The 13,949-nt window shown below is 54.8% G+C and carries 11 protein-coding genes and 1 tRNA gene; 3 read left to right on the top strand and 9 right to left on the bottom strand.

Translation table 11 applies throughout. The annotated features are described in order from the left end of the window. Positions 1-154 precede the first annotated feature (154 nt). From bcsE to bcsG, 3 genes are read left to right on the top strand one after another with little or no spacing between them, the layout of a single operon-like run. On the top strand, positions 155-1,711 hold the full coding sequence (bcsE, locus tag ABLV78_RS01080) for a cellulose biosynthesis protein BcsE (RefSeq protein ID WP_047047793.1): 1,557 nt from the start codon (positions 155-157) through the stop codon (positions 1,709-1,711). Then, complete coding sequence (bcsF, locus tag ABLV78_RS01075; RefSeq protein WP_045390791.1) at positions 1,708-1,905, top strand: cellulose biosynthesis protein BcsF; 198 nt, start codon at positions 1,708-1,710, stop codon at positions 1,903-1,905. The genes bcsE and bcsF overlap by 4 nt, the downstream gene beginning before the upstream one ends. Further along, positions 1,902-3,581 (top strand): cellulose biosynthesis protein BcsG, encoded by a 1,680-nt coding sequence (gene bcsG / locus ABLV78_RS01070; RefSeq protein ID WP_047047789.1) that lies wholly within the window; start codon positions 1,902-1,904, stop codon positions 3,579-3,581. The genes bcsF and bcsG overlap by 4 nt, the downstream gene beginning before the upstream one ends. Before the next feature lie 82 nt (positions 3,582-3,663). On the opposite strand, the gene ABLV78_RS01065 is transcribed toward bcsG, so the two are convergent. The 9 genes from ABLV78_RS01065 to ABLV78_RS01025 form a co-directional block, all read right to left on the bottom strand. Beyond that, positions 3,664-3,771 (bottom strand): type I toxin-antitoxin system toxin Ldr family protein, encoded by a 108-nt coding sequence (locus ABLV78_RS01065; RefSeq protein ID WP_015703763.1) that lies wholly within the window; start codon positions 3,769-3,771, stop codon positions 3,664-3,666. A gap of 299 nt (positions 3,772-4,070) precedes the next feature. After that, positions 4,071-5,084 (bottom strand): dipeptide ABC transporter ATP-binding subunit DppF, encoded by a 1,014-nt coding sequence (gene dppF, locus ABLV78_RS01060; protein WP_047047786.1) that lies wholly within the window; start codon positions 5,082-5,084, stop codon positions 4,071-4,073. Then, entirely contained in the window at positions 5,081-6,064 is a 984-nt protein-coding gene (dppD, locus tag ABLV78_RS01055) for a dipeptide ABC transporter ATP-binding protein (protein WP_045390786.1), read from the bottom strand. Before dppD ends, dppF begins: the two co-directional genes overlap by 4 nt. A gap of 10 nt (positions 6,065-6,074) precedes the next feature. Continuing rightward, a complete protein-coding gene (gene dppC / locus ABLV78_RS01050; RefSeq protein WP_045390783.1) occupies positions 6,075-6,977 on the bottom strand; it encodes a dipeptide ABC transporter permease DppC in 903 nt (300 codons plus the stop codon). A gap of 9 nt (positions 6,978-6,986) precedes the next feature. Then, positions 6,987-8,006, bottom strand: a complete 1,020-nt coding sequence (dppB, locus tag ABLV78_RS01045) for a dipeptide ABC transporter permease DppB (protein ID WP_002921786.1) — start codon at positions 8,004-8,006, stop codon at positions 6,987-6,989. 133 nt (positions 8,007-8,139) lie between these two features. Next, complete coding sequence (gene dppA / locus ABLV78_RS01040) at positions 8,140-9,747, bottom strand: dipeptide ABC transporter periplasmic-binding protein DppA (protein ID WP_047047780.1); 1,608 nt, start codon at positions 9,745-9,747, stop codon at positions 8,140-8,142. Positions 9,748-10,505: 758 nt separating this feature from the next. Beyond that, a tRNA-Pro gene (locus ABLV78_RS01035) sits at positions 10,506-10,582 on the bottom strand. A 91-nt stretch (positions 10,583-10,673) separates the two neighbouring features. Next, positions 10,674-12,365 carry a kdo(2)-lipid A phosphoethanolamine 7''-transferase gene (gene eptB / locus ABLV78_RS01030; protein WP_047047778.1) on the bottom strand — a complete coding sequence of 564 codons (1,692 nt, stop codon included), beginning with the start codon at positions 12,363-12,365 and terminating at the stop codon, positions 10,674-10,676. Positions 12,366-12,587: 222 nt separating this feature from the next. Beyond that, positions 12,588-13,793, bottom strand: coding sequence for an L-lactate MFS transporter (locus ABLV78_RS01025; RefSeq protein WP_045390772.1), 1,206 nt, complete (start codon positions 13,791-13,793; stop codon positions 12,588-12,590). Positions 13,794-13,949 lie beyond the last annotated feature (156 nt).

Below are 13,949 nucleotides of genomic sequence, written 5' to 3'. Positions count from 1 at the left end.
GAAAAACACATTATAAAACCAGGAAGTGGAAACCGCTCATCCCTAAAATTACGTGTACATGCTAAAACTGATGTCCTTTAATTTCAATGTTAGGTTTACTCTCACGCTTTCGCTAGTAAACTAATCATTGTAAATAGGGCACGCGAGGAACATCGTGGATATTGTATATACATTGGGTATTTCATCATTATGGGACGAAGTATGCCATATGCCCGTTGGCGGGGTATGGTGGCTTAATGTCGACCGCTATGCCGACGCCGTCAGCCTGCTGAATCAAACGCTGGAAAGCCAGGCTCCGGAAAGCAAGGTCGCCGCCATAATAATGGGTAAAAAACCTAATGAAGTCATATCATTAAGAAAATATCGCGGTCCTGATAAAATCGCATTATTCACGATGCCAGATCGCCCGGAAGGCCTGCAGGAGTTGCACCGCGACATACTTTGTTCTATGGAACCTGGCAACTATTTATTTATTCTGCTATGTACAGAAAATTCCTGGCAAAATATAAAAACAGAAGAATTACTCCATTGGGTAGAAAAATCTAATCGATGGGCCAAATACCATAACTGCTCTCTTATGGTACTTAATTCGGCTAATGATACCGACAAACAACTTTCTCCGTTATTACGCCAGTACCGCGCCCTTTCCGGGCTGGCGAGCATTCGTTATCAGGGCGATAGCCATCTATTTGATATCGCGTGGTGGGGCAGTGAGAAAGGTATTAGCGCGCAGCAGCAGCTGGTTATTTTACACGATGATGAGGGCTGGCGGCTGGCGCAGAGCGAAGAAGCGGCAGTGCAACCGCGTAGCGACGAAAAAATCGTCCTCAGTAATTTGCGCGTGCTGGAAGGGGCGCCTGCGCTTTCCGAATACTGGACGCTGTTCGAAACCAATGACGCCGTCTTTGAAGCCGGTCGTACCGCGCAGGCGGCCACCTTGCTATTTTCCATTACCCAAAATGAGCAAATAGAGCAGCTCGGACGCTATATCCATACCCTGCGTCGCCAGCGCGGCAGCGCCTTAAAAATCGTGGTACGTGAACAAACGCCGAGCCTGCGCGCCACCGATGAACGCTTGCTGTTAAGCAGCGGCGCCAACATGGTAATCCCCTGCAGCGCCGGGCTTTCTCGATGCCTCACGCTTATTGAAAGCGTGCAAAAGCAGAAATTTACTCGCCACGTTCCGGAAGACTTCAACACGCTGTTGACCTGGAGCCGGCCGCTTAAACTTCGCGGTTATCAAAAGTGGGACGCCTTCTGTGAAGCGGTCAGCAATATCATGGCCAACACGCTGCTGCCGCCGGATAGCAAAGGGGTAATGGTGGCGCTGCGCCCCGCGCCGGGGCTACGTGTCGAACAGGCGTTAACCCTTTGTAAACCCAACCGCATGGGCGATATCGCGACGATCGGTAATAATCGATTAGTGCTGTTTTTATCGTTTTGCCGGGTAAATGACCTGGACACGGCGTTAAACCATATCTTCCCTTTACCGACCGGAGACATTTTCTCTAACCGTATGATTTGGTTCGAAGATAAGCAAATTTCCGCGGAAATCCTGTTGATGCGCGGCATATCTCCTGACAACTGGAACACGCCGCTGCCGATTACGGTGGGCAAAAACGAAGCCCTTAACGTTAAACACGATGGGCGCCAGTGGCGGCGAATCCCTGAACCCTGGCGACTCTCCACCGACGGAGAACCGCGGTCATGATGTCTATCGCCGATATCATTCAGCTGATCGTATTGTGCGCCCTGCTATTTTTCCCGCTGGGATACCTGACGCGTCATTATCAGCGCCGTATTCGCACCACTTTACGTTTGATGTTCTTTAAACCCCGTTTCGTGAAACCGGCCGGCGTACTGCGCCGGGAGAGCGCGACCAGGCAGGGCAAACCGAAAAAATGACCAAAGCAAAAACTACCGCTACGCCGCTTCCGCTATGGCAGTACTGGCGCGGCCTGTCCGGCTGGAACTTCTATTTTCTCGTGAAGTTTGCCCTGCTGTGGGCGGGATACCTGAACTTCCATCCAATGCTCAACCTGGTGTTCCTCGCCTTTTTGCTGGTGCCGATCCCCCGTGAAAAACTGCACCGGATACGCCACTGGATAGCGATTCCGCTCGGCTTTGCCCTGTTCTGGCATGACACCTGGTTACCGGGTCCGGAAAGCATCATGAGCCAGGGCTCGCAAATCGCCGGTTTCAGCGCCGATTACATCTGGGACCTGATCACCCGTTTTATTAACTGGAATATGGTCGGCGCCTTCTTTGTGCTGCTGGTGCTGTGGCTATTCATCAGTCAATGGCTGCGCGTTACCGTCTTCGTTTCGGCGATCATGGTCTGGCTGGTTATCAGCCCGCTGCTGCCCTCCTTTACTTTATGGCCCGCCGGGCAGCCGACCACCGCAGCGGCCACGCCGGCGGCAACGACCGGTGGAACGACAACAGCCGCGGCATCAACCAGCGCCGCCGCCAGCGGCGATATCCCGCCGCAGACCGAACCGCCAACCTCAGCTAACCTTAGCAATTGGCTGAAAACTTTCTATGCTTCTGAACAGAAAAGAAAAACACCGTTCCCGGATCAGCTGCCTGGGGATGCGCAGCCGTTCGATCTGCTGGTTATTAATATCTGTTCCCTGTCATGGTCAGACATTGAGGCTGCCGGGTTGATGGATCATCCGCTGTGGAAACATTTCGATATCCTCTTCAAAAACTTTAACTCCGCCACTTCCTACAGCGGCCCGGCAGCCGTTCGCCTGCTGCGCGCCAGCTGCGGCCAGCTATCGCATAACAACCTGTATCAGCCGTCTGGCAACGAGTGCTACCTGTTCGAAAATCTGGCCAAACTCGGCTTTACCCAACAGCTGATGCTGGGGCATAACGGCGTATTCGGCGACTTCCTCAAAGAGGTTCGCTCGCTCGGCGGCATGCAGAGTCCGCTGATGGATCAGAGCGGTTTGCCGGTAATCCTGCAAGGCTTCGACGGATCGCCGGTTTACGACGACCAGGCGACGCTCGATCGCTGGCTACAGTCTACCGAGAAGCTTAACACGCCCCGTACCGCGACCTTCTACAACACGCTGCCGCTGCACGATGGCAACCATTATCCCGGCCAAAGCAAAACGGCCGACTATAAAGCCCGCGCGCAGAAGTTCTTTGATGAGCTGGACGCCTTCTTCACCGAACTGGAAAAATCGGGGCGTAAAGTGATGGTGGTGGTGGTGCCGGAACACGGCGCCGCGCTGAAGGGGGATAAGATGCAGGTTTCCGGGCTGCGCGATATCCCAAGCCCGTCGATTACCAACGTACCTGCGGCGGTGAAATTCTTCGGCATGAAGGCTCCGCATCAGGGCGCCGCGGTGGAAATCACTCAGCCTTCCAGCTACCTCGCGGTTTCTGAACTGGTGGTGCGCGCCCTGGACGGTAAGATGTTTACCGAAGATAACGTCAACTGGCAGCAATACACCGCAAATCTGCCGCAGACCGCGGCGGTATCAGAAAACTCCAACGCCATTGTCATTCAGTATCAGGGCAAACCCTACGTGCAGCTAAACGGCGGCAGTTGGGTGCCGTATCCGCAGTAAAGACGAAAAAGGCCGCAGGAGAATTCCTGCGGCCTGTTCGGGCGCAAATTGCCAACGCAGCAGACTCACGCCCGCCGGTCCGTCACTTCTGGTTGTGCATCCAGCTGACGATAATGCTGACCACAATGCCAGCAATTATCGGCGCCGCCAGATCGTCCCATAAGATCAGACCTAACTGTGTGAGCGTCATAGAGCCGCCTGTATTGCAATGGCAACCGTTCGCGGCTATCTTTAACTTGTCTGGAGTTAGTGATAGCCCTCGTTCAGTTGCCTGGTTAACACCAGCAACGTGCGAGGGTTTTCTCTTTCCAGCAACTTATCTATGCCGCCGGGGTTCAAGCCCCCGCAACATTGCGCCTCACCGGGCGAACCCGGCTTGGCGTCGATTCTACTGCTCCTTGTCATCGCCTTCACCACGCCCTTTGGCAATCTGCGAGGCGCATTCCAGCCCTCCCCCGCAGAAATCATCACGCGACAACCCGCTTCCCATCACGCCCGCGCTTTCTCGGGATTCTCATCCTGATCAACGGCAAAGCAGGCCACCAGTTGGCCACCGTAATCCTTAAGCTGCGGCTGAAGCTGAGTGCATGGGCCAAAGCGTCGGCGGCAGCGCGCATTGAAGGCGCAGCCCGGCGGCGGATTCAGCGGGCTCGGCAGTTCGCCGGTGAGCTTGATGCGCTCGCGTCGATCGTCCGGATTCAGACGCGGCGTCGCTGACAACAGGGCCTGAGTATACGGATGACACGGGTTATTAAAGATCTGGTCCTTGGTCCCCTTCTCCACGCAGCGGCCAAGATACATCACCATGACTTCATCAGCGATGTGCTCGACGACCGAGAGATCGTGGGAGATAAACACGTAGGACAAACCTAAATCCTGCTGCAGGTCCATCATCAGGTTCAGCACCTGCGCACGTACCGAAACATCCAGCGCGGAAACCGGCTCATCGGCTATCACCACATCCGGATCCAGCATCAGTCCGCGGGCAATAGCGATACGCTGGCGCTGGCCGCCGGAGAACATATGCGGGTAGCGATCGTAATGTTCCGTTTTCAGGCCCACCTTCGCCATCATCGCCAGCGCTTTTTCACGCCGCTGCTCTTTGCTCAGGCTACTGTTGATCAACAGCGGCTCTTCCAGAATCTGCCCCACTTTTTTACGCGGGTTCAGCGAACCATATGGATTCTGAAACACAATCTGGATTTTTTGCCGCCGCAGCTTTTGCGCCTGCGGGTCGTGCTTGAGCAGATCCTGCCCCTGATAATACAGCTCGCCGCCGGTGGGAATTTCAATCATCGTCAGCAAACGACCCAGCGTCGATTTGCCGCATCCCGACTCCCCCACCACCGCCAGCGTTTTACCGCGTTCAAGGGTAAAGGAGACGCCGTCCAGCGCTTTTACCAACCGTTCCGGAGCAAACAACCCTTTCTTCACCGGATAGTGTTTTTTCAGATCTATGGCCTGCAACAGCGGTTGTTGCGTGGCGGCCTTTTGCGTACTCATAATCCAGGCCTCCCGGCATCATCGAGTGGGTAGTGGCATTTTGACTGACGGCCGCCGTCGAGATCCGCGAGCGCGGGCTCTTCGCTCCGGCATTTATCCGTGGCATAGGGGCAGCGCGGGTTCAGCAGGCAGCCATTTGGGCGGTCATATTTCCCCGGAACAACCCCCGGTAGCGATGCGAGACGCGCCTTATCCTGGGCAAACTCTGGCAGCGCGCGCAGCAGCGCCTGGGTGTAAGGATGGCGCGGCGCGCGGAAGATATCTTTCGCATCCCCGGTCTCCACCACCTGACCCGCGTACATGACGATAATTTTATGCGCGGCTTCCGCCACCAGTGCCAGGTCATGGGTAATCAACACCAGCGCCATATTTTCTTGCTGCTGCAACTCCAGCAGCAGTTCGATAATCTGCGCCTGAATGGTCACATCCAGCGCGGTGGTCGGTTCATCGGCAATCAGCAGTTTTGGCCGGCAGGCGATAGCCATCGCGATCATCACGCGCTGGCTCATCCCACCGGAAAGCTGATGCGGGTAAACGTCCAACCGCGACGCCGGGTCAGGAATACCCACCAGGTTCAGCAGGTCGATCGCCCGTTGGCGGCGGGTTTGCTTATTGCCGCCCTGATGGACCTTAATCGCTTCCATTATCTGATAGCCGACGGTAAAGCACGGGTTGAGGCTGGTCATCGGATCCTGGAAGATCATTGCCACTTCCGCCCCCACCAGCTGACGCCGCTCTTTTTCCGAAATTCGCTGCAGATCGCGGCCGTTAAATTCCAGTTTGTCCGCCATCACCCGACCGGGGTAGTCAATCAGGCCCATAATCGCCAGCGAACTCACAGACTTACCGGAACCCGACTCGCCCACGATACCGACTACTTCGCCCTGCTTCACGCTATAGCTGATGCGGTCCACGGCGCGGAACGGCGCATTTTGCTCGCCGAAATGCACCGATAATTTATCTACATTTAATAACGCCATCTCGAACCTCTTACTGCTTCAGTTTGGGATCGAGCGCGTCACGCAGACCGTCACCCATCAGGTTAAATGCCAGCACCGTCAGCAGGATCGCCACGCCCGGGAAGGTCACCACCCACCAGGCGCTTTGCGCGAACTGCAATACGTCGGAAAGCATGGTGCCCCACTCAGGCGTCGGCGGCTGCGCACCCATGCCGAGGAACCCCAGCGCTGCCATGTCGAGAATGGCGTTAGAGAAGCCCAGCGACGCCTGAACGATCAGCGGCGCAAGGCAGTTAGGGAGAATATTAACGAACATCTGGCGCATCGCGCCGGCGCCCGCCACGCGGGAAGCGGTCACGTAATCGCGGTGCACTTCCACCAGCACCGCCGCGCGCGTCAGACGCACATAGTGCGGTAGGGCGACGAAGGTGAGCGCCAGCGAAGCATTGACGATTGATGGTCCGAAGATAGCCACCAGCACCAACGCCAGCAGCAGGCTGGGCAGCGCCAGCATGATATCGACCACACGCATGATGATGGAGTCCACCACCCCGCCGAAATAGCCAGCAACCAGCCCCAGCACTACGCCGAGGATCAGCGACAGCACTACCACCAGACAGCCCACCAGCAGCGACAGGCGCGCGCCGTACATCAGGCGCGAGAGAATATCGCGCCCCACGTCATCGGTGCCAAGCAGGTGCGCCATACTGCCGCCATCCTGCCAGAACGGCGGCGCCAGCAGCGAATCACGGAACTGATCCGCCGGGTTATAAGGGGCGAGAAAGTTGGCGAATACCGCGATGATAATCATCACCGCCACGTATACCAACCCGACGACTGCCCCTTTGTTGCGTTTGAAATAGTGCCAGAACTCCTGCAGCGGGGTCATTGGCACCGGCGCGGCGACAACTTTATTTTCTGTAATTTGTGACATGATGGCCCCTTACTTCTTATGCCGGATACGCGGGTTCACCACGCCGTACAGCAGGTCGACCAGCAGGTTGACGAGAATAATCATCGTCGCCACCAGCAGCACCCCGCCCTGCACAACTGGATAATCGCGGCGCTGTAGCGCATCGATAAGCCAGCGGCCTAAACCTGGCCACGAAAAAATCGTTTCGGTCAGAATGGCGCCCGCCAGCAGCGTGCCCACCTGCAGACCAATCACCGTAACCACCGGCAGCATCGCGTTGCGTAGCGCATGGATGACAATCACCCGCATGCGGGTTAACCCCTTAGCGCGAGCGGTACGGATGTAATCCTCGCCCAGCACTTCCAGCATCGACGATCGGGTCATACGCACGATCACCGCCAGCGGAATCGTACCCAGCACGATGGCGGGTAGGATCATATGCATTAAGGCATCGATAAAGTCGCCCTGTTCACCCCAGATGGCGGTGTCAATCAGCATAAAACCGGTCAGCGGCAGGGTATCGTCAAGGAATACCGTATCGCTGATACGCCCGGATACCGGCGTCAGGTTCAGCTGTACCGAAACCAGCATAATCAGCATCATGCCCCACCAGAAGATAGGCATCGAGTAGCCGGTCAGCGCCAGGCCCACGGCGGTATGGTCAAAGATGGAGCCGCGTTTTACCGCAGCCAGCACGCCCACCGGAATACCGACGGCGACGGCGAAAATCATCGCGCAGACGCCCAGTTCGAGGGTGGCCTTGAAGCGTGGCACAAACTCTTGCCACACGGGAATGCGGCTTTTCAGCGAGATCCCTAAATCACCGTGCAGTACGCCCCAAATATAATGGGCATATTGCTGCCACAGCGGCTTATCGAGGCCCATTTCGGCCAGCAGCTGCGCGTGACGTTCGGGGGAAATACCACGTTCGCCCGCCATAATCATCACCGGATCGCCGGGGATCATATGAACGAAGGCAAAGGTGAGAAGGGTAATACCGATAAATGTCGGGATGACGAGTCCCAAACGTCGGAGAATAAACTGCAACATAACCCGGATTCTCTCTAGTGACGCCAGGCCTGGTGACAAGGCGTCTGTATTGCTCACAAATGTATTCCCCGAATAGCGGGAATACGCCCCCCGCCTCTCCCACGCGGGGAGAGGGGGTCAGGCATCGTGCTTATTATTCGACAGAGACGTTATCGAAGTGGTGTTTGCCAAGCGGATCAACCACATAGCCTTTGACTTCTTTACGCACTGGCTCGTAAACGGTGGAGTGGGCGATGATCAGCGCCGGAGCCTGGTCATGCATCACTACCTGAGCCTGTTTGTACAGTTCAATACGCTTGTTGTGGTCGTCGGTGGCGCGCGCCGGTTGAATGAGGTCTTCAAACGGCTTGTAGCACCAGCGAGAGTAGTTAGAGCCGTCTTTCGCCGCAGCGCAGCTGAACAGGGTTGCGAAGAAGTTATCCGGATCCCCGTTGTCGCCGGTCCAGCCCATCATCACGGTCTGGTGTTCGCCCGCTTTCGCACGTTTCAGGTACTCGCCCCACTCATAGGTGACGATCTTGGCCTGTACGCCGACTTTCGCCCAGTCAGCCTGGATCATTTCAGCCATACGGCGCGCGTTCGGGTTATACGGACGCTGTACCGGCATTGCCCACAGGTCGATGGTGAAGCCTTTTTCCATGCCCGCTTCTTTCAGCAGCTGCTTCGCCTTTTCAGGATCGTAGGTGTAGTCTTTAACGTCATCGTTATAGCCCCACATGGTCGGCGGGATCAGGTTCTTCGCCGACTGGCCGGCGCCCTGATAAACGGCCTTGATGATCGCTTCTTTGTTCACCGCGTAGGTCAGCGCCTGGCGAACTTTGACGTTATCGAGCGGTTTTTTCTCGGTGTTGAAGGAGAGATAACCCACGTTCAGACCCGGCTGTTCCAGCAGGTTGATGTTTTTATCTTCCTTCATGCGCGCGATGTCAGCCGGGTTCGGATAAGGCATCACCTGGCATTCGTTTTTCTGCAGCTTGGCGTAGCGTACGGAAGCGTCCGGAGTGATGGAGAAGACCAGACGATCGATCTGCGGCTTGGTGCCCCAGTAGCCCGGGAAGGCTTTATACAGAATGCGCGAGTCTTTTTGGTACTGCAGCAGTTGGAATGGGCCGGTGCCGATTGGGTTGAGGTCTACTTTTTCCGGCGTGCCGGCTTTCAGCATGTTGTCGGCATATTCTTTCGACAGGATAGAAGCAAAGTCCATCGCCAGGTCAGCGAGGAACGGCGCTTCCGGGCGAGTCAGCACGAACTGGACGGTATTATCGTCCACTTTCTTCACTTCGCTAATCAGGTCCTGCAGGCCCATCCCTTCGAAGTACTCATAGCTGCCGCCAGAGACTTTATGGTACGGATTTTTGTCATTTTTCTGACGGTCGAAGGAGAACACCACATCGTCGGCATTCAGATCGCGCGTCGGTTTAAAATCTTTATTATCCTGCCACTTCACGCCTTTACGCAGGTGGAAAGTATAGGTTTTACCATCCTCGCTGACATCCCACTTCTCAGCCAGGCCAGGAATAACTTCGGTCGTACCGGTTTTGAATTCAACCAGGCGGTTGTAAATAGGTACCGAGCTGGCGTCATAGGTGGTACCAGAGGTGAATAGTTGTGGGTTAAAGCCTTCCGGCGAACCTTCAGAACAATAAACCAGGGTTTTAGCTTGTACGCTTGCGGCGACGGTCATGGCGACCAGGCTCAGACCAAGCTTCAGCATCCCTGACTTTTTCAAGGAAATACTCATTATTCTGCTCCAAAACTGTGATGTTGTTTGCATATAGCCGCCAGACCTTTATTTATTTTTTACCCGGTCTGGTCGGTGGTGCCCGAAGGCGTTGAGAGAGATGGGGATTCCGTTCGCTAAAACGACTGAGTTGCAGTACGGATTCTCCATGAAATGCCCCTCATGCCGTACAATCTGTCAACAGAATGGAGAAACGTCAATACAGCTAACCGGGTTTTGCGTCAGGGGTGAGAATCGGTGGGCAAAGATTAAAAAAACTTGATGACGCTATTTTCAGCAGAGAAATTTATGCTACCGGTAATAAACCAGAATAAAGCCCTTAATAGTTTGCAACATCTGGTGATAAACAATTCTTAAAAATGGTGAAAATTTCTTCCCATGTGGCCATTATGTGAGCGATTAATAGCGCGAACGTTAAAACGCACAGCGGAAAATGCTGTACTTAGTCATAAGCTTCGCGAAAAAAGATCTATTCATCGATAAAAAAAAGCAATGGAAGATGTCACAAAACAGCGAACAGCTGGCGAGATGCGCGGGGAAATGCGATTTTTGTGATTCTGACAAGGTTTTCACCCCGGCTTGCGCTGCGCTTAGCCGGGCTACCGGGCTGGTTATGCGCTGTGCGAATGTAGCCCTGATAAGGCGCTTGCGCCGCGATCAGGGAAGCGCTCGAGTCGAACCTCTGCCCCCGGAGGTTCTCATCCTCTTCGGGCCACAGATGCAAAAAAAGCCTGCTCGTTGAGCAGGCTTTTCGAATTTGGTCGGTGATAGAGGATTCGAACCTCCGACCCCTTCGTCCCGAACGAAGTGCGCTACCAGGCTGCGCCAATCACCGAATGCGGGGCGCATCTTACTGCTGGGATGCACACCCGTCAATGCCTTATTAGCAAAAAATCAATCAAGCGGCGAGAATCTCGCCACTACTGCTATTCCTTCGCCGCTTTCTTCGAAGCAGGTACGCGACACCAATTGTTGTTTTCATTAATCCCGCCGTCCGGCGAGGTATAACCAAGACAACCCATAATGGTGTCATACAGCTCAACGTGACGGTGCGGAGCCTTCGTCGCCGCCTGCTGCTTGAGACGCGCAAAGGAGGCGGCATGGTCCGGGTTCGCCAGATACTTATCCGACATCCAGACCATCATCGGCACGCGGAACTGTTCCGGCGGCGCCATCATGCGCGGCGTACCGTGCAGATGTTCGTGTTCATTAATCGACTCGCCGTGATCGGCGGCGTAGAACACGATAGCCTTTTTATCACGCAGTTGGTCCAGCACGCTGACGATAAAGTGATCCACGTAGGTGACGCTATTATCGTAAGAGTTTATCAACTCGGCCTTCGAACATTTGCTGTCCACGCCGATACACTCCGGTTTCCATTGCGCGAAGCTGCGCGGATACCGCTGGGTGTAGTTAAAATGCGATCCCTTGGTATGCAGGATAATCAAGCGCTTGCCATCAGGATTTTGCTCCATACCGCGCTTCATCTCATCGACCAGCAGCATATCATCCACGTTCTTGCCGCGGTTGCGCGGCTCGGCGCCGATCTGCTCGCGATAGGCGATATTGTTGGCCATCGTATTGCTGTAGAACCACATCTCGCTCTGCATAGCGTACAGGTCGCCGGCAAAACCTAGCTGGTGCAGAACAGCGAACACATTCTGCTCTTTCAACGTCCGCTGCGGATTATCATCCGCCCCGCCCTCGCGCACAAACATACAGCGCAACGACAGCTTGGTGGCGGTATCGCAAGAGGTGCCGCGGAATGCGACAAGATTCTTCTCTTGCGCCAGCTTCGGCGTGGTATTGCGGTTATAGCCGAGTATACCCATATGATCCCAGCGGGTGGTCTCGCCGATGATAAACACCACGTAAGTATCATCAAGATCCTGCGGCGCCACATAGGTGAATTTTTTCGCCGGATTAATCAAAGATTTATTATCAGACGACTCATCCACCTGCGCCCAGGCGTACAGCCCGAGCGCCGACAGCCAGTTTGAAGGCAGATACGAGTTGGCAATGACGCCGCCGTAACTCGGCATATCGACCTCTGAATTGCGCTCAACGTTCTTCTGGCGCACTTCCAGCAGGCGAATCGGCCCCCAGACCATCAGCCCGGCCAGCACGACTATCAGGATATTTTTCACCCGCTGACCCGGCGTTTTGACCTGTTGCAGCAGCGTCTTACGGCAGCGGTTGCTCCAGATAAGAAGGAGCGGCAACACGCTAACCGCGGCCAGCCAGAGGATCAGATGCCAGCCGATAACCTCTTTCGACAGGTCAATATCGGTGGTCATCACCGAAGCGATTATGCCGTAGCCAATGACCACATTGAGGAAAGTCATGTAATAACTCGCCCCAGCGGAAAACAGCACCACCAGCGTGGCTAAGATGCGCCAGACCCGACGGCCAAATAACGAGAGCAGACGCAGCAGGAAGAAGGTGACCAGCACCGTCGCCACCAGTTCCACCACTCCGGACAACCCTTTCCAGACGGTAAACTCTTGAGCGTAACCATCGAAACGACGGAAAAACACCGCGGCGTTCATAAACCAGCCGATGTACAGCGCAAGCCAAAAACTCAGCTTCTGCTGCGACATCGTTTTAATGTATTTCATGCAAGCAAACCTGGGAAACGAAGAGATAAAACCGCCCTGATTAAAACGATATAAACAGGAAGATTAATTAAGTGCGTCTGGGTTGGTTATCGGAAACCTCTACAAAGCGCGCTAAGTAGACCACAGCAAATGGGAAAAGTATCCGCGAGGAATGTGATTCAGCCAGATATTTACAAAATATCTGGCTGGTAAGGCATTATTCGCTTAGGAAGGGCGATGCTATCAGGCGTGCGCCTGGTGGTAAATTTCGCTTTTCGGCTGACGAATGGTAGTGGAAAGCGCCAGCGACAAAATCAGCAGAGCGAAGATGACGCAGAAGGTGACGTAGAAGCCGCCGAACACGGAGGCAATCAGCGAACCGCAAATACTACCGATACCGAAGCCGAGATAAATCACGCCGTAGTTTTTCGCCAGGTTATTGAGGCCAAAGAACTCACTTACCAGCGACGGGAAGACGGTAATGGTGCCGCCGAAGTTAAAGGCCACACAGGCAATCGCCGCAAAGAAGGTCATCGCATTTAGCGGCGCGAACAGCAGGGCCGCCATACCAACCAGGGAGACCACTTGACCAATGGTAATCACGCGGATACGGGAGATTTTGTCGGACAGGATACCCAGCACCAGGCGGCCGCTCAGGTTAGCAATAGAAATCACGGTAACCGCATTCGCCGCCGTCGCCACGTCGAGATGCACCATGCCCTGCGCGATATCTTTTGCTACACCAATCACATACAGACCGCTCATGCAGGCCGTCAGGAACATCACCGCCAGCATCCAGTACTGCGGTTTACGCATGGATTCAGCAAGGGTGAAATCATTTTCGACAACGCCGTTGGCGGTAGTGGTCGCGGGATGATTCGGCGCATCTTTCATCATGGTGGCGCCAAAGACGATCATCACCAGTACGATAGCGCCCCAGATAACAAACGTTTTTTCCAGCCCGACCGTCGCCAGCAGGTGACTATCGATAAATTTAAAACCGAGGCTGCCAAGGCCATAAGCGCCAATTGAGAAGGCGGAAATCAGACCTTTACGCTCGGGGAACCACTTCACGCAGTTCGACAACGTCAGCAGATAGCCCGCGCCGTCCGCCAGACCGACCAGCAGGCCGGCGCTCAACCACAGCATCATCAGGCTGTTGGCATGGGCGGTGAGGAAAAAGCCGACGCCAAGCAGGATGCCGGATGCCATGGTGACGCGTTTCACGCCAAAGCGTTCCTGCAATTTACCGGCAACGGAAGAGGATAGCGCCAGCCCAAGACTTAACAGGCCGAAGGAAAATGCCACCTGGCTTACTGGCTCGTCCAATTTGCTGGCCAGAGAACTATTAAACAAACTCCATGTATAAACCGATCCCAGAGCGAATTGCGTAATGATCGTGCCAATCAGCGTGAGCCAACGGGTATATTGAGTGTTTGCAGCGTTCATAGCAGATGTCCTGAAGGATTAACTGCCGCCACAATAACCAAATCCCCAAATCCGGTGGGGGAAAACGGCATGAACTGCCATCAACGAGGAATGAAATGCATTTATGGCGGAATGAATGACATTGCAAAACATTCATTCCCTAAATTTCACTCAAAA

Origin of the sequence: Klebsiella sp. CN_Kp075, assembly GCF_040065055.2 — a bacterium.
GTDB lineage: Bacteria > Pseudomonadota > Gammaproteobacteria > Enterobacterales > Enterobacteriaceae > Klebsiella > Klebsiella aerogenes.
This window is presented reverse-complemented; position numbering and strand designations above follow the sequence as displayed.

Bases quoted from the DNA above. Each gene is read 5' to 3' on its own strand.
- ABLV78_RS01025 (WP_045390772.1), bottom strand. From the start codon at position 13,793: ATGAACGCTGCAAACACTCAATATACCCGTTGGCTCACGCTGATTGGC.
- bcsF (WP_045390791.1), top strand. From the start codon at position 1,708: ATGATGTCTATCGCCGATATCATTCAGCTGATCGTATTGTGCGCCCTG.
- ABLV78_RS01065 (WP_015703763.1), bottom strand. From the start codon at position 3,771: ATGACGCTCACACAGTTAGGTCTGATCTTATGGGACGATCTGGCGGCG.
- dppD (WP_045390786.1), bottom strand. From the start codon at position 6,064: ATGGCGTTATTAAATGTAGATAAATTATCGGTGCATTTCGGCGAGCAA.
- bcsG (WP_047047789.1), top strand. From the start codon at position 1,902: ATGACCAAAGCAAAAACTACCGCTACGCCGCTTCCGCTATGGCAGTAC.
- dppA (WP_047047780.1), bottom strand. From the start codon at position 9,747: ATGAGTATTTCCTTGAAAAAGTCAGGGATGCTGAAGCTTGGTCTGAGC.
- dppB (WP_002921786.1), bottom strand. From the start codon at position 8,006: ATGTTGCAGTTTATTCTCCGACGTTTGGGACTCGTCATCCCGACATTT.
- dppF (WP_047047786.1), bottom strand. From the start codon at position 5,084: ATGAGTACGCAAAAGGCCGCCACGCAACAACCGCTGTTGCAGGCCATA.
- dppC (WP_045390783.1), bottom strand. From the start codon at position 6,977: ATGTCACAAATTACAGAAAATAAAGTTGTCGCCGCGCCGGTGCCAATG.
- eptB (WP_047047778.1), bottom strand. From the start codon at position 12,365: ATGAAATACATTAAAACGATGTCGCAGCAGAAGCTGAGTTTTTGGCTT.